The organism is Methylobacterium sp. ARG-1 (genome assembly GCF_001262595.1).
GTDB lineage: Bacteria > Pseudomonadota > Alphaproteobacteria > Rhizobiales > Beijerinckiaceae > Methylobacterium > Methylobacterium brachiatum.
The window spans coordinates 247,893-266,173 of the sequence record NZ_LHCD01000002.1 but is presented as its reverse complement, the minus strand read 5'-3'; the positions used below and the strand labels follow the sequence as shown (position 1 = coordinate 266,173).

Genomic DNA, 18,281 nt, shown 5'->3' with positions numbered 1-18,281 from the left:
TAGGGGCGGGTCGTCGGTAGCACCCGCGCCGCCAGCCCGGGAGACGCGCCGCATGACCGAACCCGCACCCTACAGGCCCTCCCGGCGCCACGCCGATCTGGGCCCGGCCTTCTCCGATCCCGTGGCGGCCGCGCGCTTCCCCGCGACGATCCTGCGCTACCGCAACCAGGCCTGGGCCGCGCGCGTCGGCCTCGCCGGCCTCTCGGAGGCGGACTGGATCGGCCATTTCGGCCGGTTCGAGCCGCTGCCCGGCAGCTTCGAGACGCCGCTGGCGCTGCGCTACCACGGCCACCAGTTCCGCTCGTACAATCCCGAGCTCGGCGACGGACGCGGCTTCCTGTTCGCGCAAGTGCACGACCTCAAGGACGGACGGCTGCTCGATCTCGGCACCAAGGGCAGCGGCACCACGCCCTGGTCCCGCGGCGCCGACGGGCGGCTCACCCTCAAGGGCGGCGTGCGCGAGGTTCTGGCGACCGCGCTGCTGGAAGCGCAGGGTGTCTATACCTCGAAGAGCTTCAGCCTGATCGAGACCGGCGAGGATCTCGTGCGCGGCGACGAGCCCTCCCCGGCCCGGTCCAGCGTGCTGGTGCGGCTCTCCCACGGGCATATCCGGATCGGCAGCTTCCAGCGCTTCCGGGCGCTGGGCGAGCCCGACAACATCGCCCGGCTGCTCGACCACACCCTCGCGACCCACCGGCCCGAGCTCTGGCGCGACAGCCTGGAGGATCGGGGCGTCGCCTTTCTGGGGGACGTGGTCGCCCGGGTCGCCCGGCTCGGCGCGCAATGGGCGGCGGCGGGCTTCGTCCACGGGGTGCTCAACACCGACAACATCAACGTCACCGGCGAGAGCTTCGATTACGGCCCCTGGCGGTTCCTGCCGCATTACGACCCGGACTTCACCGCCGCCTATTTCGACGAGACCGGCCTCTTCAGCTTCGGCCGCCAGCCGGAGGCGCTGTTCTGGAACCTCGCCCGGCTGGCCGACTGCCTCCTGACGCTGGCCCCGCAGACGCGGCTCGAGGGCGCCCTGTCGGGCTTCGGCCCCGCCCTGCAGGAGGCCTTCGCGAAGGCCCTGTTCGGCCGGCTGGGCTTGGCGGAGGCGTCGCGGCCCGAGACCGACCGGCTGGTCTCGGCGGTCTGGCGGTTCCTGGCCGAGACCCGCGCGCCGTTCGAGCGGTTCTTCTTCGACTGGTACGGCGGCCCAGCGAGCGCGGAGCGTGCTGAGGCCGGCCCGAGCGCCGGCCATTACCGGTCGGAGGCCTTCGCGCCGGTGCGGGCGGCGCTCGACGCGCTGGCCCCGGCCCCGGGCGCGCGGCCCGACCACCCCTATTTCGCGGGCGCGCCCTGCACGATGCTGATCGAGGAGGTCGAGGCGCTCTGGGCACCGATCGCGGAGGCCGACGATTGGTCGCTGTTCACCGCCAAGCTCGCCGCGGTGGCGCAGATGGCCGAGGCCTGCGGCACGTCGCCCGCGGCAGCAGCCTGAGCCTCCTCTTCCGCCAGCCGTCGGCGCTCCTCGGCGTAGCCCCCCGCGATGGCCATATCGACGAGGCGGCGGGTCAGCCGGAAGGCCAGCCAGAACAGGACGAGGCAGACGGCAGTCGCGGCGGCAGCCTTGAGCGGGTCCACGGGACTCCTCGAACAATCTCCCCTATGTCGGGGGCGCCCCTCTTAGAGCCGCCCTTGACCGCGTTGCAATTGGACTTGGCTCCAAGGTCGTCTCCGATTGCGGGTCCAGCCCCGCGCCAACGCCGAACCGGGGCTGGTCCGGCGGCGGGCGTTCTCGAACTCAGGCAGGTGCCGTTGCGCGAGACCTTCCACATCGAAGTCCTCGGTCCCGAAGCGGACGAGGTCCAGACGCGGATCTCCGTGCGCGTCGGCAGCCTGGAGACCGCCCAGGAGCGGGCCCTGCGCCTGTTCGCCCGTGCCCGCGTCCCCCAGCGCTCCGGCGAGCCGGCCCAGGCCGTGCGGGTGATCGACGGCGCCGGCCGCGAGGTGTTCTTTCGCAGCCGCTTCGACTCGGCCGATTGAACCGGCCGATGCGCGCCGCCCTGATCCTGCCCGGGCTCGTCCTGCTCACCGGCGTGCTGTTCCTGCGCAGCTACACCCTGGCGCCGGCCCCCGACCGGCGCGGCGGCACGACGCTGCAGCTGACTTGGCCGAACCGCCCGGTCTTCGGCAGCCCGCGGGCCGACTGCCTCGGAACGCCGGCGGACGAGCCGGTCATCCCCTGCCTGATCGCCTCGGTCAATCGGGCTCGGGGTGAGGGCATGGCGCTGATCCAGCTGCCGTTCTGCGCGCCCTGCTACGCCCTGTCCGAGCGGATCGCGCGCATCGGCCGCGACGAGGCGGCAGCGCAGGCCCGACTCACGCAGATCGCCCGCTTCGGCTGGTGAGGCGCGCTCGGGCGACGCGCTCACGGGCGCGCTCCAGGCTTCGCGCCAGCGGGAACAGCGGGTCGCGCCCGGCCTCGACCAAGAGGTGGGCGATCGGGCGCCGCTCCGTCCAGAAGGTCGAGCCGAGGGCGAAATCCGGTGGGGCGCAGGAGTCGATCCGGTCTATCCCCGCCCCGGCCAGCACCGCCTCGGTCAGGCGGTGGACGAGCTGCACCCCGGGGGCGGCCTCCGGGTCGGCCTCGTCGTGGGCGATCTTGAGTACCCAGGCCTCGGGGCCGGTGAGCGGCAGGATCGCGGAAGCGAGGATCCGGTCGTCCCGGCGCAGCCGGGCGACGCGCACACGCCCCTCGGCCCCGAGATCGGCCAGGGCGGCGCGCAGGAACGCGACCTCGTCGGGCCGCTGCCCCAGGCCGGTGCCGGCCCGGCCCTTCCAGCCCGCCGCCTCCAGGGCGACGTGGTCGTCCAGGGCGCGGTCGAGCACCGCGGGGGCGTGCAGGATCTCGAGCGCGACGGGGCCCGCGGCCTCCAGCCGCTGCCGAGCGAGGCGCAGCTTGCGCCGGCGCTTGCCGGAGAGGTGGTCGAGATACGTCGCCCGCGCCGGCATCGACCGGCCGGTGACGTCGAGCAGACCGCGTTCATGCGGCCAGTAGGCCGCCTGCCGCATCCCGCACGCGGCCAGCAGGTCGACGAGCGGACCATCCGCGGGCGCGTTCGGCAGGAACAGCCGCGGCGGCAGGCCGAGCGCCCGCGGCGCGGCGAGCAGTCCCGCGAGGCCGGCCTCCGGGTCGGCGGCGTCGAACAGCGGGGCGCCGAAGGGGCCATAGCCGTGGGTCCAGCCCATCAGCACCGGAAGCGGCACGCCCCAGCGGCGCCACGACACCCGGAACGGCCAGGCGGCCAGGAACCGCGCGCCCGGCGCCTCGGGCGGACGGTCGGCGACGATCAGGAGACGGATACCGGCGCCGAAGGATTTTCGGGCCGCCAGCGCGTAGCCGGCCTCGTAGAACGGGTTGCGGATCCGCGCCTGCGCGCCGAGCGCCCGCCAGGCCGGGATCCAGGCGGCGGCGGGATCGAGGGGTCGAACCGCGGCGACGAGGCCGCCGGGAAGCGTCGCAGTGACCGGCATGGCGCGCCCGTCAGGCCGCGAGCCGGTGGCGGATCGCGCCGGCAAAGCCGAGCACGTCGAAGTGCCAGGCGGTCGCCCCCGCCCCGACGACCAGCAGGACCAGCCGCAGGGCCTGACCCGGCGGCATCAGCCCCCCCGGGACCAGGCCGATCCCGGCGATGACCGCGCCGCAAACCAGGGCGGCGCCCGCAATCCCCGCCATGTCGGCGAGCGGCAGCGGCATCGTGGTGCCGGCTCGGTAGGCGCCGAGCACCAGCACCAGGCAGGCCGCCGCCTGCCCGCCCGCGAAGGCGAGCGCCGCCCCGGAAGCCCCGAATCTCGGGATCAGCAGCAGGGACAGGATTGCCACCACCGCCAGAGTGGCGAAGGCCGCCGCCGCCTCGAGCTGGCTGGTGCGGGTGAAGTAGATCACCTGCCCGAAATAATAGGCCCGGAACATCATCAGGATGCTGGCCAGGATCAGGACCGGGGCGAGCGCTCGCGCCTCCGCCCGGTAATCCGGCCCGAGCAGCACCGCGACCACGAGGTCGTCGAAGCACAGGAAGAACACCGCCCCGAAGGCGGCGATCAGGGTCATGGCCCGGGCGGCGTCGCTCAGAACCCCGGAGGCGGCCGCGATGCCGCCGATCCGTGCTTCGCGCTTGGCGATGGAGATCAGCGACAAAGCGATCGCCTCACCGAACACGATGAAGCTCTGCTTCAGGAAGTCGGCCAGCGCCCCGTAGGCGCCGAGCCCCGCGGGCCCCACCGTCTTGGCGATGATCAGCCGGTCAAGGCTCTGGGCGAGGGCCGCCGTCCCGAACGAGAGGACCAGCGGCCAGCCATAGGCGAAGAGGCGCAGCGCCTCGGCCCGGCTGCCGCGGCCGGGCATCATCGGGGCGATGGTGATCGCGGCCGGCAGCGCCGCCAGGGCGTTCGCGGCGGCCACCGCAAAAGCGAGATGCAGCGGATCGGTGGACAGGTGCAGCGCCAGGCTGCCCAAGCCGAGGATCAGCACGGCCCGGCTCATCACCGAGGCCGCCACCGCCCCGGCCTTGAGGCGCGTGCGGGCGATCTCCGTGGCCCCCTCGAACAGGGTCGTGCCGAAGGCGAGCGCCAGGATCGCCGCCGCCATAGGGGCGGGGACCAGCCCAAGCCCGGCCGCGAACGCGCTGCCTAGGCCGGCGAGCAGCAGCGTGCCGCCCAGGATCCGCACCACGGTGCCGACCTGCGCCGGCTCGCGGGCCTCGTCGTAGAGGGCGAAGAACGCGAATTTCGGCCACTGGCAGGTCGCCCCGTAGAGCACCAGCGCCCAGGACAGGACGTATAGGTAGGTGCCGTAGTTCTCCACCGGCGCGAGCCGGGTGAACACCGCCACGGAGGCCATGTTCAGGGCGGCGGCGAAGCCGCGCGAGCCGACATAGATCAGGCTGTGCCGGGCAATCATGTCCTACGCATCACGCGTCATAAGGGTCGCCGGTCCGGCGATAACCCTTATAGGGCGCAAGCGTTAGAGCATCGTTCCGGACACCTGAACGATACTTTAAGACGACGTTGCTTCGAACCAGCACGCCGGCAGGCGCTGCCTCGCCGGCCCGCTCACCGGCGGATCAGCGACCGCCCGGTCATCTCGGCGGGCTGGTCGAGGCCCATCAGGTCGAGGAGAGTCGGCGCGACATCGGCCAGGCGGCCGTCGGAGAGCGTCACGCCGTCGACGCCGACGAGCGTCACCGGCACCGGGTTGAGCGTGTGAGCGGTATGCGGCTCGCCGGTCTCCGGGTCGCGCATCATCTCGCAATTGCCGTGGTCGGCGGTGACGAGCAGGGCCCCACCGCTCGCCGTGATCGCGTCGACCACCCGGCCGAGGCAGGTATCGACCGTCTCCACCGCCTTCACGGCCGCGGCGAGGCTGCCGGTATGGCCGACCATGTCGGGATTGGCGAAGTTCAGGAGGATCATGTCGTAGCGGCCGGAGCCGATCGCCTCCACGGCCCGGTCGGTTAGCTCCGCGGCCGACATCTCCGGCTGCAGGTCGTAGGTCGCGACCTTCGGCGACGGAATCAGGATCGCGTCCTGGCCCTCGAACGGCGCCTCGCGGCCGCCGTTCATGAAGTAGGTGACGTGGGGGTATTTCTCGGTCTCGGCCATGCGCAGCTGGGTGCGCCCGGCCCGGGAGACGGTCTCGCCGAGGCCGTTCGGCAGGTCGAGCGGGCCGAACAGGGTGTCGGCGAAGGCGTCGATCTCGACGCTGTACTGGACGATCCCGAGGGCGGCGGCGAACCGGACCGTCCGGGTGCGCGCGAAACCCGTGAAGGCCGGGTCGAGCAGGGCTTCGAGGATCTGCCGGGTCCGGTCGGCGCGGAAGTTGAAGCTCAGCACGCCGTCGCCGTCGTTCATGCCGGCATAGTCGCCGATGATGGCGGGCCGCAGGAACTCGTCGGACAGGCCGTCCGCATAGGAGGCGGCGATCGCCTCCGCGGCGCTCGCGAACGGGGCGCCGCGCGCGGCGATCACCGCGTCGTAGGCGAGCGTCACCCGCTCCCAGCGCCGGTCTCGGTCCATGGCGTAGTAGCGGCCGCACAGGGTGGCGATGCGCGCGCCCTCGGGGAGCGCGGCCTCCACGGTCTCGAAGCAGGCAGCGGCGGAACGGGGCGGCATGTCGCGCCCGTCCGTGAAGGCGTGGAGGCGGACCGGCACGCCGGCCTCGACCAGAACCCGGGCCAGCGCCACCGCATGGTCCTGGTGGGCATGGACGCCCCCGGGCGAGAGCAGGCCGACGAGATGGCAGGTGCCGCCGCTCGCGCGCAGCGCGTCGATGAACCGGACGAGCGCCGGGTTGGTGGCGAGCGAGCCGTCCGCGACGGCGGCGTCGATCCGCGGCAGGTCCTGCATGACCACCCGGCCGGCGCCGATATTCAGATGCCCGACCTCGGAATTGCCCATCTGCCCCTCGGGCAGGCCGACATCCGTCCCGTAGGTCTGCAGGCGCGCCCGGGGACGCTCCCGCATCAGGGCGTCGAAGACGGGGGTGCGCGCCTGAAGCACGGCATTGTCGGCGACCGCGTCCCGGAGTCCCCAACCGTCGAGGATCACGAGCATTACGGGGCGCGGGGTCCTGTCGGGCACGGTCACAACACTCCAAAGCCGGTCACGGCACATTGCGGCTTCCGGGCTCCATGAGGTCCGGAAAGATGCGCGTGTCGATAATCGGCTTGGCCGCGCGCGACTACAGCCCTGGATAGGATTCGGCGACGGATACGGGACGGCGTCCGGCTTCTGACACCGGATTCGCGCGGCCCGCTCGCGGAAGCCCCGTCAATTGACGCTCGCCGGGTCCGATCCGGGCGGGACGCCGAGCAGGGGCGGCTTCCGGCGTAGCGCAGTCCGCAGCAGCGTGCGGCGATAACCCCGATGCGACAGGAACCCGGCGGCCCAGGCCAGGTGCATCGCGATCGCCGCCGGCCCGCTCATGACCAGCATCGGCTCCCGCGCCTTGAGCGCCAGCGCGAGGCCGCTCAACCCGCAGCCGCCCGCGTAGACCGCCAGCAGGATCAGCAGCGCCGGCGCGACCGTAACGAGGGCCAGGGCGGCGACGCCGTAAAGCAGGACCAGGGGCGGGAGCATCTGGCGCAACCGCGGCAGGCTGGCATGCTTCTCCAGGGTCCGGGCGCAGCCGCGGCCGTACAGGAAGTATTGCCGCGTCAGGCTGAACAGGGTCGCGCGGGGGAAATAGGTCACGGCGAGATCGGCCGCGAGATAGATCCTGCCGCCGGCGGCGCATAGCCGGCGGTCGAGCTCGGCATCCTCGTTGTGGGAGAAGCTCTCGTCGTAGCCGCCGACCCGCAGGAACTCGCGCCGGTCGAAGATGGCGTGGTGGCCGTGGGAGACGTAGCCCGAGATCCCGCCCAGGCGATGCGCCGAGCCGCCATTGCCGAGCCGGCTGTTCTGCGCCGCCGCGATGGCCCGCTGCAGGGGCGTCACCCCGATCGTCCGCAGCGGCACGACCACCGAGACCGCCTCGCGCAGGCGGATGGTCTGCACGAGGTCCCGCACCCAGTGCTCGGGATAGGCGGCGTGGCAATCGGCGCGCACGAGATAGGTGGAGCGGGAATCCGCGAGCCGCGCTGCCAGGTTGAGGCCCGAGGCCTGGATGCGCCGGGCGTTGTGGATCAGCTGGATCCGCGGGTCCTCGGCGCTCAGCGCCCGGACGATCGCGCAGGTCTCGTCGCTGCTGCCGCCATCCATCACCAGCAACTCGCAGGGGAGCGTGCCGGACGCCGGCATCACCGAGCGGATCGCCTCGGCGATGTGACGGGCCTCGTTCAAGGCTGGCATGGCGATCGTCACGAGCGGAATGCCGGCGCCGTCCGAACCATCGTCCGAAGCATCGTTCATGGCGGTTCTCCTGAGACCGGGGCCCGATCTTTCGCCGGACCCGCGGTGGCCCCGTTCCGGAGGCAGCGCCCAACCTCGGCCAAGGCGGCTCGCACGCCCGACGCGATGGCCCGGGCCGGCCGAGCCGGTCTCGACAGAGGCGCCGTCCCACGCCTGAGGTCTTTTCTGTCGTCATAAGCAGCCAATACGGTGGTTAACCACAACCACCTCTTCAGTCGGCAACCTCGATACGACGAAAGGTGTAATTCGTCCCGGCCGACCGCGATGATAGCTCGGCTCAGTGGGATCGCCGCCCCGGCAGCCGAGCGCCGCGCGGATCCCGCAAGCACCGATCGCCGTGCGGGATCGCCTGGAATGATGGACTCTTTGGACGCGCTCGCGCTCGATGCGCCGAAACACGGGCTTGTCGGGCCGACATCAGAATCGGCCGCGATGCCGGTCACCGAGATCCTTCCGGATGACCGGCTCGTGGCGTTCGATGCCGGAAGTGTCTGGCGCTACCGCGGGTTGCTGTGGGTCCTGATCCTGCGCGACCTAAAGGTGCTCTATCGCCAGACCGCCCTGGGCGCCTGCTGGGCCATCGCCCAGCCGCTGTTCACGGTGGCGATCTTCACCGTCATCTTCGGCCACTTCGCCAAGATCCCCACCGACGGGGCGCCCTACGCGCTGTTTGCCGGAAGCGCCATCATCCTGTGGACCTACTTCGCCGAGTCGGTGCGTCGGAGCGCCACCGGCCTCGTCACCGAGGCCGAGCTCATCCGCAAGATCTACTTCCCGCGCCTGGTGATCCCGCTCGCCACCGTGGTGTCGCCGATGGTCGACTTCGCCATCGCGCTCGTGGTGCTGCTGGCGCTGATGCTCTGGTACGGGGTGGTGCCGGGCTGGCACATCGTCTTCGCGATCCCGACGCTCGCGGTCACGGCGATGCTGGCGCTCGGGGTGAGCCTCTGGCTCGGGCCGGTCAACGTCCGGTTCCGGGACGTCAAGCACACCCTGCCGTTCCTCATCCAGATCTGGATGTACGCCTCGCCCATCGTCTACGCGGCGAGCATCGTCCCGGACTCGGTGCGCTGGGTCTACGCGCTGAACCCCATGGTCGGGCTGATCGAGGCGTTCCGGTTCGCAATCCTCGGCGGAACCGCCCCCGACCTGTTCGCGCTCGCCGTCTCGGTCACGGCCGCATCCGTGCTGCTGTTCACCGGACTGATCTTCTTTCAGCGCATGGAGCGCTCCTTCGCGGATATAATCTGATGTCGATGGCGATCAGCGTACAGGATATCGGCAAGCAATACTGGCGCGCCCCGCGGGCCACGCACGAGAACTCCCTGCGCGAGGCGCTCATCGCGGGCGCGCGGGGCTTGGTGACGCGCCGGTCCGCGGCGCGCCCGTCCAAGGAGGGCTTCTGGGCCCTCAAGGATGTCAGCTTCGGCATCAAGCACGGCGAGAATGTCGGCATCATCGGGATGAACGGGGCTGGGAAGAGCACCCTGCTCAAGCTGATCTCGCGGATCGCCGCGCCGACCACCGGCAGCATCAAGCTGGTCGGCCGGGTCGGGGCCCTGCTCGAAGTCGGCACCGGCTTCCACCGGGAGCTCACCGGCCGCGAGAACATCTTCCTCTACGGCTCGATCCTGGGCATGCACCGCCAGGAGATCGCCGAGAAGTTCGACGCGATCGTCGAGTTCTCGGAGATCGGCGACTTCATCGACATGCCGGTGAAGCGCTATTCCAGCGGCATGTATGTCCGGCTGGCCTTCTCGGTCGCCGCGCATCTGGAGCCCGACATCCTGCTCCTCGACGAGGTCCTGGCGGTCGGCGACTACACCTTCCAGAAGAAGTGCATCGATTTCGCCCGGCGCCTGCAGACCAAGGGCTCGACGATCCTGCTCGTCTCGCACAACATGTTCAGCGTGAAGACCATGTGCGAGCGGGTCATCTACATCAAGAACGGCCGCGTCGCCTTCGACGGCCCCACCGACGAGGGCCTGCACCACTACGAGCGGGACAGCTACCTAGCCGACGCGCCGTGGTTCAAACCGGAGGGCGGCCACCATCCGGTGGAGATCCGCGAGGTGACGGTCGCCGACGAATCCGGGGCGCCGAAGACCTTGTTCCGGCACGGCGAGCGGATGCGGATCACGGTGCGCTACACCGCCTCGGAGCCGATCGCCGACCCGCATGTCCTGTTCTCGGTCACCCGGTCGGACGAGCTGCTCTGCTGCAACTTCAGCACGATGACGGACCGCGCCAAGCTGCAGACCCTGTCCGGGGAAGGCACGATCGAGCTGCTGACGCCGCCGCTGACCTTGAACGCCGACACCTACACGGTCTCGGTGGTGGTCCGGCAGCGGGGTTTCGAGCGCCTGCTCGCCGCGCGAATCGGCGCCCGCTTCCACATCGAGCACCCGGTCTTCGCCCCCGACGTGTTCGGCGTCTTCCACATGCCCGGCACCTGGACGGCGGATCCCGCTCCGCATCGCTGAAGCCCGGAGAGCACGATGGCCACGATTGCGTCAGGGCACCACCACGACGGGGCACGGGGCGCCGACGATGAGACCGCCCGGCGGGCCGGGCGGATCCGGGCGAACTTCTCGGCCTTCGATGCCCGCGTGCGGGAGGCGGAAAGGCGCGCGGCGTCCGGCGACCTGGAAGGGGCCGCCGTCGAGGCCGCCATCGCGGCGACGGTGGCGGCCCATCGCCATTGCGGCGTGTTCGCGAGCCCGCGCCTGGAGCGCGTCACTGCCGAGATCGGCCGGCGGCTGGAGCCGCGAGCCGACCATGGGCCGGCCCCGGAGCCGGTCCCGTTCTGCCGCGTCCTCCACGTCTGCACGCAGCTCGCCCCGGTGGGCGGCCTGACGAAGATGCTGGCCCTCTGGATCGGCGCCGATGCCAACCGGACCAACGGGCTCGCCCTGACCCAGCACCGCGGGCCGGTCGATGCCCGCATCACCGGGGCTGTGCGGGCGAGCGGCGGCACGATCCACCACCTGAACCACCGGCAGGGCGGCAAGCTCGCCTGGGCGCGGGAGTTGCGCCGGGTCGCGCGCGACTACGACGTCGTCGTCCTCCACATCCATTGCGAGGATGTGGTCCCGCTGATCGCGTTTGCGGATCCGGCGAAGCATCCGCCGGTGCTGCTGCTCAACCATGCCGATCACCTGTTCTGGATCGGGGCGCGGATCAGCCACGCGGTGATCAACCTGCGCGAGGCCGCCCGCCGGCTGGCGAACACGCGGCGCGGCATCGACCCGGCCCGGAACCTCCTGCTCCCGACCCTGATCACCCTACCCGAACGTCAGCGCACCCGGGCCGCCGCCAAGCGTGCCCTCGGCATCCCGGAGGAGAACACCCTCCTGGTCTCAGTGGCGCGCGGCGCGAAGTACCGCAATGTCGGGCCCATCACCTACGCGGACCGCCATGTCGCCCTGCTGGCCGCGCACCCGAATGCCCGCCTGATCGTGGTCGGCGCCGGCGAGCGGGCCGACTGGGCTCCGGCGCAGGCGGCCACAGGCGGGCGCATCACCGCCTATGCGGAGCAGGCGGATCCGCGGGTGTTCTTCGAGGCGGCGGACATCTACGTGGATTCCTACCCGTTCGTGTCCTCGACCTCGATGCTCGAAGCCGCAGCCTACGGGCTGCCGCTGGTGACGCGTTTCGAGGCGCCCGAGGCGGCCGAGATCGTGGCGATCAATCATCCGGGGCTCGACGCCACGGCACGGGTCGCCCGCGACCAAGCTGAATACGAGGCCCACCTGACCGCGCTGATCACCGACGCGGAGGCCCGCCGGGCCGCGGGATCCGGGATCAGCGCCGCCATCGCGCGCCTCTACGCGCCCGCGAGCTGGCTCGCCGGGCTCGACGCGGTCTACGCCCAAGCCCGGGCGCTGCCCCGGCTCGCGCCGGATGCCGGGCCGGTGATTGCCGAGGCGCCCCATCTCGGCGAGCCGGACCTGCGCCACCAGGACATGTTCGGCTCGGATTTCCCGGTCTCGGGCATGACCAAGAACTACATCGGCATGCTGCCCCTCCGGCAGCGCGTCGCCTCCTGGGCGGCCCTGCGCCGGGCCGGCGATCTGTCCGGGCCCTGGGAGCGGGTGCGCCTGCTGCTGCCGGAATGGCTGGTGCGCAACGTCAAGGACCGGCCGGGGCTCCTGCGGGCCGGTTGATCGGGCGGGACCATCGCATTCCGCAAGCCGAGACCCGAGAAGCCCTACGGTTTCTCGGGTCTCGGCGTCTGTCCGGTATTCAGGCTTCGGCGTCCCGGCGGGTCTCAAGCCGCCGGCGATGGCCCCGCCCGCGAGGCGGAGCGCGACAGGCGAGCCCCTTCAGCGCGTTCCCGGCTCGGCCGCGGCGAGCGGCCGGCCTGCCTGAACGACGGCCAGCAGGGCTTCGCGCAGATGCGTCGGCCGAACCGTGTCCTTGATCGCCCGGTGCGGCATCAGCCGGAAGGCGGACAAGAGCGCGCCCGCGGCGGCGCGCCGGTCGCCGCGGGCCGCATGGGCCTGGGCACCATCTAGGAAGGCGTCGTAATAGCCCTGCACGGTCGCGAAATAGAGGCGCAGGGCCGCGAGGCGCGAGACGCCGAGCGCCGGCGCGTGCCGGCGGAAGACCAGCCGGGTGAAGTGGATCCGGCGGGCGATCAGGCTGTCGAAGGTCCCGGGCGGCCGCTGCCGGAAATGCACGCAGGGCACGGCGACGAAGCCGGCCCGGTGCCGGCGGACCGCACGGATCTGCCAATCCCAATCCTGGTCGCCGAGCAGCGCCTCGTCGAACAGGCCGACGCTGTCGACCAGGCTCCGGCGCACCACCGTCGCGCCCACCTGCGGGAAGTAGCCGCTCAGCATCCGGCGCAGCAGCGCCCCGCCGTCCGCCGGGAGTTCCGCCGGCCAGGGACCGTAGACCGGCTCCAGATCCTGGGAGGTGGTGACGACCTGCCCGAAGACGATTCCGAGATCCGGCTCCGCTTCGAGACGGCGGAGGTGGGGGCGGATATGGCCCGGCTGCCAGACGTCGTCGTCGTCGAGGAACGCCACGTAGGGCGCGCTGGCCCGCAAAAGGGCGGCGTTGCGAGCAGCCCCCGCGCCGGGACGCGCGACGGCCACGTGGAGCGCGCCAAATTCCGCGGTGGCCTCGGCGCCCGGCCCCGGCCGGCCGTTGTCGCCCACGATGATCTCGAAGGCGAGATCGGGCCCCTCCAGGGCGCGGATGCTCGCCAGGGCCTCGCGCAGCAGGGAAGCCCGATTGCAGGTGGGCACCACCACGGAGACCGTGGGGCGGGGCGCGGGCCGGATCATGTCCACTCCTCCCAGGCATCGTAGGCCCCCTTCAGGAGGGCGCCGAAGACGAGATCGTTGTCGAAATGCGTGACGAAGCTGCGCCCGATGGTCCCGAGCGGCCGCGTCTCCACGGCCTGCGCGTAGATGATCCGGTAGCCGGCGTACTGCGCGGCGCGGGCGGCGTCGGGCGTCCAGTTCGCCGACTGCCCCAGCGGGATCGCGAAGCTCTCCGGTCGGAGGCCCAGCCGGGCCGCGATCGACCGGCGCGAGCCTTCCAGCTCCTCGGCCGCCCGCTCGGGGCTGATCCGCCCGAAATCCGGATGCGTGACGGAGTGGCTGCCGATCTCGGCGCCGGCCGAGGCCAGCGCCTCGACCTCGCGCCAGCTCAGGACCCCGCCCGGGCCGCTCCCGGGCCGGTCGAGCCAACCGGAGACGACGAACAGCGTCCAGGGGATCGCGTGGTCGCGCAGGATCGGCTCCGCCGCCTCGAGCACGCTGCGCCAGCCATCGTCGAAGGTGATCGCGAGATCCCAGGCCTCGCCGTTGCCCTCCGCGATGGTGGCGGCCGGCACGAAGCGGTAGCCGAGGCGCAGGGCCAGCTCGATCTGGTGCCGGAAGCGCCCGGGGGTGACGTCGTTGACCCCGCATTCGGGCTGCCCGACCGAGTGGTAACAGAGGACGCGCCCGCCCGGCCTCTCGCGGCGCGTCCCGGCGACCGCCAGGGTCGCGCGCTCGCAGGCCATCCGGGCGGCCGCGACCCGCGGACGGGTGAGCCCCACGGTGCGGGCGAGGCTCTTGACCGGCCCGGGGATCATCGCAGGGCGGCGCGCAGGCCGGAAACGACCTGGTCCTGCAGCGCGTCGTCCATGCCGGCATAGAGCGGCAGGAGGATCGCGTGGTCGCGCGCCCGCTCCGATTCCGGCAAGGCGAAGCGCCGGGGCGCCTCGGCGTAGGGCGGCTCCAGATGGGCGCACATGATGCCCCGGCGGGTGGCGATGCCCTGGTCGAGCATCGCCTGCATGACCGCCCCCTGGTCGGCCGCCTCCGGCAGGCGGACGCAGAAGCTCTGCCAGTTGCTGCGCGACCCCATCGGCTCGGGGGGCGGCGTCACCTCGGGCAGGTCGGCGAGCCGCGCCCGGTAGCCGTCGGCGAGAGCGCGCCGCCGGGCGATCAGGCCGGGCAGCCGGGTCAGCTGCGCGCGGCCGATGGCGGCCTGCACGTCGGTCATCCGATAATTGTAGCCGGCGACGGTGTACTCCTCGGCGACCACCCGGGCGCTGCCGTGGCGCGCCACGTCGGACACGCTCATCCCGTGCTGGCGCCACAGCCTGAACTTGCGGTCCCATTCGGGATTGGCCGTGGTGATCATGCCGCCGTCGCCGGTGGTCAGGACCTTGCGCGGGTGGAACGAGAAGCAGGCGACATCGCCCGCCGGCCCGCCGATCGGTCGCCAGACATCGCCCTGGAGCCATTCGGAGCCGATGGCGCAGGCCGCGTCCTCGATCACCGGGATGCCGGAGCGGCGCCCGATCGCCACGATGGCTTCGAGGTCGCAGGGCATGCCCATCTGGTGGACGCAGACGATCGCCTTCGTCCGCTCGGTGAGGGCCGCGGCGGCGGCCTCCGGGGCCATGTTGAAGGTCGCCGGCTCGATGTCGACGAAGATCGGCGTCGCCCCGCACTGGGCGATGGCGTTGGCGGTGGCGATGAAGCTGTGGCTCACCGTCACCACCTCGTCGCCGGGCCCGACCCCGGCGGCCAGCAGCGCGAGATGCAGCGCCGTGGTGCAATTCGAGACCGCGCAGGCATGGGGGGCGCCGACGATCGCGGCGAACTCCGTCTCGAAGGCCGCGACCTGCGGCCCCTGGGTCAGCCAGCCGGAGCGGACCACGGCGGCGGCGGCCTCCGCCTCCGGCTCGCCGACATCGGGTTTCGCGATCGGGATCATGCCAGCGCCCGCCTCAGGTGATCCGAGCCGGCCTCGTCGCTCCACCAAGCCACCAGGTCGGCGAGGCCCTCGGCCGCTCCGATCTCGGCCTTGAAGCCGATCAGCTCCCGGGCCAGGCTGGTGTCGCACAGGCGCCGGGGCACCGGGTTCACGGCGCGCTCGGCCTCGTGGACGAGCGGGGTGCCGTCCCGGCCCATGATCCGGGTGAGATGGCCGGCGAGATCGACGAGCGAGGTCTCCACGCCGGTGCCGACATTGAGCACCACGTCGGTGGCCGGGGCGGTCGCCGACAGGATGTTGGCCCGGGCGATGTCGCGGACATGGACGAGGTCCATGGTCTGCAGCCCGTCACCGAACACGATCGGGGACTGGCCCTCGGCCAGACGCTGCATCCAGCGCACCATCACCTCGGTGTAGCGGCCGGTCAGGTCCATGCGCGGCCCGTAGGCGTTGAAGTAGCGCAGGGCGACGTAGTCCAGCCCGTACATGTCGTTGAACGCGCGCAGCAGGCCCTCGCCGAACGACTTGGCGGTCCCGTAGAGGGTGCGGTTGTCGTAAGGGTGGTGCTTCTCGGTGGTCGGGAAGCTCTCGGCCATGCCGTAGACCGAGGCCGAGGAGGCCATCACCACCTTGGCGACGCCGGCCTCGACGCAGCGCTCGAGCAGGTCGAAGGTCGCGGTCGCCATCACCTCGAAGGCCTGGCGCGGCTCGGCGGCGCATTGCGTGATCCGCAGGGCCGCCTGGTGGAACACCACGTCGGTGCCCTTGACCAGGGTGTCCATCAGGGCCCGGTCGCGGATGTCGCCCTGGACCAGCCGGACTCGGCCCGAGCCGAGGGCGTCCTTCAGGTTCTCGGGGCGCCCGCGGACCATGTTGTCGATGGCCACGATCTCGTCGCAGCCGGCCTCGACCAGCAGGTCGATGATGTGGGAGCCGATGAAGCCGGATCCGCCGGTGACGAGGATCCGGGTCCCGCGCAGGTCGCCGCCGAAGCGACTTCCCTTGGTAACCTCACGCAGCTTGGGCATCGGCGACCTCGCAGTAGCTCGCGACGGCCCGACAGACGCTGTCGATCTGGCTGGTCGTCAGTTCCGGGAACATCGGCAGGGACAGGGTCCGGGCGGCCAGCCGCTCGGTGACCGGCAGGCGACCGGTCCCGTCGTCGAGATGGCGGTAGGCGGGCTGCCTGTGGACCGGGACGGGGTAGTGGATGCCGGTGGCGACCCCGGCCTCGGCCAGGTGCTGGCGCAGGCCCTCGCGGTCGGGGGTGCTGACCGCGTAGACGTGGAAGGCGTGGTCGCGTCCGGCCGGACCGGGCAGGTCGAGCCCGAGGTCCGCGAGCTGTTCGCCGTACGCGGCCGCCACCGCCTGCCGGGCCCGGGTCCAGCCCTCCAGGTAGGGGAGCTTGGTGCCGAGGACCGCCCCCTGGACCCCGTCCATGCGCAGGTTGAAGCCGTGCCGGACGTGGTTGTACTTGCCCTGCTGGCCCCAGTCGCGCAGGCACCGCGCGGCTTCCGCGAGGTCGTCCCGATCGGTGACGATGGCACCGCCCTCGCCGTAGGCGCCGAGATTCTTGCCGGGGTAGAAGCTGAAGCAGCCGATATCCCCGATGGAGCCGGCCTTCCTGCCGCCCCGCTCGGCGAGATGCGCCTGGGCGGCGTCCTCCACGAGGGCGAGGCCGTGGCGCCGGGCGATGGCGGCGAGCGCGTCGAGATCCGCCATCCGCCCGTGCAGGTGCACCGGCAGGATCGCCTTGGTGCGGGGCGTGATCGCCGCCTCGACCAGGGCCGGATCCATGGTCCAGTTCACCGGGTCGATGTCGACGAGCACGGGGGTCGCGCCGGCGTAGAGCACGGCCGCGACGGTGGCCACGAAGGTCGCCGAGACCGTGATCACCTCGTCGCCTGGGCCGATATCCAGGGCGAGCAGCGCGAGATGGAGCGCCGCGGTGCCGCTGCTGACGGCCACCGCGTGCCTGGCGCCGCAGGCCTTGGCGAAGGCCGCCTCGAAGGCGGTGACCGCCGGTCCGAGGACGAAGTCGCCGCTGCGCAGGACGTCGAGCACGGCGGTCTCGACGGCGCCGCCGACGGCCGCGTATTGCGCCTTGAGGTCGAGAAACGGGATCACGAGGCCCTCGCAAGTGGCATGAGGTCGATCGGATGGCCGTTCTGGCGCAGGGAGCGCATCGCGGCCTCGAGCAGTTCGACCACGCGCAAGCCGCTATGGCCGTCGGTCTTCGGCGCCTTGCCGGTGGCGATGCAGTCGACGAAGTGTTCGATCTCGACGACGAGCGCCTCGCGGAAGGACAGGTGCGGCGACCACATGTCCCCGGTCCGGTACGAGACCATCAGCTCGGTGATGTCCCCGGAGCCGTCGCCGACGGTGACGCCGCGGTCGTAGACCTTGACCTTCTCGATCGGGTCCAAGTCGTTGTAGACGATCATCTTCTTGCTGCCGCCGATCAGCGTCTGACGGACCTTCACGGGGGCCAGCCAATTGACGTTGATCTGTGCGACGACGCCGCGCGGGTAGAAGATCGTCAGGTGGGCCATGTTTTCGGGGCGGCCGCTGAAATGGCCGGTGCCGCTCGCCGAGATCGCCACCGGGGCGAGGTCCAGCACGTGGTCGAGGATCGCGAGATCATGGACCGCGAGGTCCCAGATCACGTTCACGTCGCGCTGGAACAGGCCGAGATTCACCCGGATCGAGTCGTAGTAGAAGACTTCGCCCAGCGCGCCGTCGGTGATCAGTTCGTTGATCTTCTCGACCGCCCCCGTGTAGACGAAGGTGTGATCGACCATGAGGGTCAGGTTGCGCTTGGCCGCCTCCTCGATCAGCAGCCGCGCCTCGAAGGCCGAGGACGTGATCGGCTTCTCGATGAAGACGTGCTTGCCGGCCCGGAGCGCGTTGATCGCGATCTCGAAATGCGAGCTCACCGGGGTCGCCACCATGACGGCATCGATCTCCGGATCGGCGATCAGGTCGCGCCAATCCTGGTGGAGCTGGGCAGCGGGATAGCGCTTGCCCGCCCGGGCGAGCGCCGCGGCCGACTGGTCGGCGATGGCGGCGAGCCGGCACTGCTCCGTCTCCGACGTGCAGCGGGCCAGGTTCGGCCCCCAATAGCCGTAGCCGACGATTCCGATGGCGATCATGTGCGTGGG

Annotated in this window: 16 protein-coding genes; 6 read left to right on the top strand and 10 right to left on the bottom strand. The window is 71.5% G+C overall.

Translation table 11 applies throughout. The features are described 5' to 3' along the window. Window positions 1-52: 52 nt before the first annotated feature. The 3 genes from AKJ13_RS03060 to AKJ13_RS03050 all read left to right on the top strand — a co-directional run bounded on the left by AKJ13_RS03060 (window position 53) and on the right by AKJ13_RS03050 (window position 2,396). The gene (locus tag AKJ13_RS03060; RefSeq protein WP_082316841.1) at window positions 53-1,486 is read left to right on the top strand and encodes a protein adenylyltransferase SelO; all 1,434 of its coding nucleotides are present in this window, start codon (window positions 53-55) and stop codon (window positions 1,484-1,486) included. Between the two features lie 317 nt (window positions 1,487-1,803). Further along, window positions 1,804-2,031 (top strand): hypothetical protein, encoded by a 228-nt coding sequence (locus AKJ13_RS03055; protein ID WP_007567380.1) that lies wholly within the window; start codon window positions 1,804-1,806, stop codon window positions 2,029-2,031. 8 nt (window positions 2,032-2,039) lie between these two features. Next, window positions 2,040-2,396 carry a hypothetical protein gene (locus AKJ13_RS03050; protein WP_050732023.1) on the top strand — a complete coding sequence of 119 codons (357 nt, stop codon included), beginning with the start codon at window positions 2,040-2,042 and terminating at the stop codon, window positions 2,394-2,396. Here the strand turns inward: AKJ13_RS03050 and AKJ13_RS03045 are convergent. The 4 genes from AKJ13_RS03045 to AKJ13_RS03030 all read right to left on the bottom strand — a co-directional run bounded on the left by AKJ13_RS03045 (window position 2,368) and on the right by AKJ13_RS03030 (window position 7,896). Then, complete coding sequence (locus tag AKJ13_RS03045; protein ID WP_050732022.1) at window positions 2,368-3,522, bottom strand: GNAT family N-acetyltransferase; 1,155 nt, start codon at window positions 3,520-3,522, stop codon at window positions 2,368-2,370. The genes AKJ13_RS03050 and AKJ13_RS03045 overlap by 29 nt on opposite strands. Before the next feature lie 10 nt (window positions 3,523-3,532). Further along, the gene (locus tag AKJ13_RS03040) at window positions 3,533-4,948 is read right to left on the bottom strand and encodes a polysaccharide biosynthesis C-terminal domain-containing protein (protein ID WP_050732021.1); all 1,416 of its coding nucleotides are present in this window, start codon (window positions 4,946-4,948) and stop codon (window positions 3,533-3,535) included. Between the two features lie 152 nt (window positions 4,949-5,100). Continuing rightward, a complete protein-coding gene (gene gpmI, locus AKJ13_RS03035) occupies window positions 5,101-6,600 on the bottom strand; it encodes a 2,3-bisphosphoglycerate-independent phosphoglycerate mutase (RefSeq protein WP_200905581.1) in 1,500 nt (499 codons plus the stop codon). 216 nt (window positions 6,601-6,816) lie between these two features. Continuing rightward, window positions 6,817-7,896 carry a glycosyltransferase family 2 protein gene (locus AKJ13_RS03030; protein WP_050732019.1) on the bottom strand — a complete coding sequence of 360 codons (1,080 nt, stop codon included), beginning with the start codon at window positions 7,894-7,896 and terminating at the stop codon, window positions 6,817-6,819. A 354-nt stretch (window positions 7,897-8,250) separates the two neighbouring features. On the opposite strand from AKJ13_RS03030, the gene AKJ13_RS03025 reads away from it, so the two are divergent. Genes AKJ13_RS03025 through AKJ13_RS03015 form a run of 3 tightly spaced genes read left to right on the top strand, consistent with a single transcriptional unit; the run spans window position 8,251 to window position 12,062 of the window. Next, window positions 8,251-9,147, top strand: coding sequence for an ABC transporter permease (locus tag AKJ13_RS03025; RefSeq protein WP_050732018.1), 897 nt, complete (start codon window positions 8,251-8,253; stop codon window positions 9,145-9,147). Beyond that, a complete protein-coding gene (locus AKJ13_RS03020; protein ID WP_050732017.1) occupies window positions 9,147-10,379 on the top strand; it encodes an ABC transporter ATP-binding protein in 1,233 nt (410 codons plus the stop codon). The genes AKJ13_RS03025 and AKJ13_RS03020 overlap by 1 nt, the downstream gene beginning before the upstream one ends. A gap of 15 nt (window positions 10,380-10,394) precedes the next feature. Then, the gene (locus tag AKJ13_RS03015) at window positions 10,395-12,062 is read left to right on the top strand and encodes a glycosyltransferase (RefSeq protein ID WP_050732016.1); all 1,668 of its coding nucleotides are present in this window, start codon (window positions 10,395-10,397) and stop codon (window positions 12,060-12,062) included. A 159-nt stretch (window positions 12,063-12,221) separates the two neighbouring features. Here the strand turns inward: AKJ13_RS03015 and AKJ13_RS03010 are convergent, their stop codons facing one another. From AKJ13_RS03010 to AKJ13_RS02985, 6 genes are read right to left on the bottom strand one after another with little or no spacing between them, the layout of a single operon-like run. Beyond that, on the bottom strand, window positions 12,222-13,190 hold the full coding sequence (locus tag AKJ13_RS03010) for a glycosyltransferase family A protein (RefSeq protein ID WP_050732015.1): 969 nt from the start codon (window positions 13,188-13,190) through the stop codon (window positions 12,222-12,224). After that, window positions 13,187-13,987: a polysaccharide deacetylase family protein gene (locus AKJ13_RS03005; RefSeq protein WP_050732014.1), complete on the bottom strand. Its 801-nt coding sequence runs from the start codon at window positions 13,985-13,987 to the stop codon at window positions 13,187-13,189. The genes AKJ13_RS03010 and AKJ13_RS03005 overlap by 4 nt, the downstream gene beginning before the upstream one ends. Beyond that, the gene (locus tag AKJ13_RS03000; protein ID WP_050732013.1) at window positions 13,984-15,120 is read right to left on the bottom strand and encodes a DegT/DnrJ/EryC1/StrS family aminotransferase; all 1,137 of its coding nucleotides are present in this window, start codon (window positions 15,118-15,120) and stop codon (window positions 13,984-13,986) included. The genes AKJ13_RS03005 and AKJ13_RS03000 overlap by 4 nt, the downstream gene beginning before the upstream one ends. Beyond that, complete coding sequence (locus AKJ13_RS02995) at window positions 15,117-16,148, bottom strand: NAD-dependent epimerase/dehydratase family protein (protein ID WP_050732012.1); 1,032 nt, start codon at window positions 16,146-16,148, stop codon at window positions 15,117-15,119. The genes AKJ13_RS03000 and AKJ13_RS02995 overlap by 4 nt, the downstream gene beginning before the upstream one ends. Beyond that, entirely contained in the window at window positions 16,132-17,247 is a 1,116-nt protein-coding gene (locus AKJ13_RS02990) for a DegT/DnrJ/EryC1/StrS family aminotransferase (protein ID WP_050732011.1), read from the bottom strand. The genes AKJ13_RS02995 and AKJ13_RS02990 overlap by 17 nt, the downstream gene beginning before the upstream one ends. Further along, complete coding sequence (locus tag AKJ13_RS02985; RefSeq protein WP_050732010.1) at window positions 17,244-18,272, bottom strand: Gfo/Idh/MocA family oxidoreductase; 1,029 nt, start codon at window positions 18,270-18,272, stop codon at window positions 17,244-17,246. The genes AKJ13_RS02990 and AKJ13_RS02985 overlap by 4 nt, the downstream gene beginning before the upstream one ends. Window positions 18,273-18,281 lie beyond the last annotated feature (9 nt).

Bases quoted from the DNA above. Each gene is read 5' to 3' on its own strand.
- AKJ13_RS02985 (WP_050732010.1), bottom strand. From the start codon at position 18,272: ATGATCGCCATCGGAATCGTCGGCTACGGCTATTGGGGGCCGAACCTG.
- AKJ13_RS03045 (WP_050732022.1), bottom strand. From the start codon at position 3,522: ATGCCGGTCACTGCGACGCTTCCCGGCGGCCTCGTCGCCGCGGTTCGA.
- AKJ13_RS03060 (WP_082316841.1), top strand. From the start codon at position 53: ATGACCGAACCCGCACCCTACAGGCCCTCCCGGCGCCACGCCGATCTG.
- gpmI (WP_200905581.1), bottom strand. From the start codon at position 6,600: ATGCTCGTGATCCTCGACGGTTGGGGACTCCGGGACGCGGTCGCCGAC.
- AKJ13_RS03010 (WP_050732015.1), bottom strand. From the start codon at position 13,190: ATGATCCGGCCCGCGCCCCGCCCCACGGTCTCCGTGGTGGTGCCCACC.
- AKJ13_RS03050 (WP_050732023.1), top strand. From the start codon at position 2,040: ATGCGCGCCGCCCTGATCCTGCCCGGGCTCGTCCTGCTCACCGGCGTG.
- AKJ13_RS03040 (WP_050732021.1), bottom strand. From the start codon at position 4,948: ATGATTGCCCGGCACAGCCTGATCTATGTCGGCTCGCGCGGCTTCGCC.
- AKJ13_RS03025 (WP_050732018.1), top strand. From the start codon at position 8,251: ATGATGGACTCTTTGGACGCGCTCGCGCTCGATGCGCCGAAACACGGG.
- AKJ13_RS02995 (WP_050732012.1), bottom strand. From the start codon at position 16,148: ATGCCCAAGCTGCGTGAGGTTACCAAGGGAAGTCGCTTCGGCGGCGAC.
- AKJ13_RS03015 (WP_050732016.1), top strand. From the start codon at position 10,395: ATGGCCACGATTGCGTCAGGGCACCACCACGACGGGGCACGGGGCGCC.
- AKJ13_RS03030 (WP_050732019.1), bottom strand. From the start codon at position 7,896: ATGAACGATGCTTCGGACGATGGTTCGGACGGCGCCGGCATTCCGCTC.
- AKJ13_RS03005 (WP_050732014.1), bottom strand. From the start codon at position 13,987: ATGATCCCCGGGCCGGTCAAGAGCCTCGCCCGCACCGTGGGGCTCACC.
- AKJ13_RS03020 (WP_050732017.1), top strand. From the start codon at position 9,147: ATGTCGATGGCGATCAGCGTACAGGATATCGGCAAGCAATACTGGCGC.
- AKJ13_RS03000 (WP_050732013.1), bottom strand. From the start codon at position 15,120: ATGATCCCGATCGCGAAACCCGATGTCGGCGAGCCGGAGGCGGAGGCC.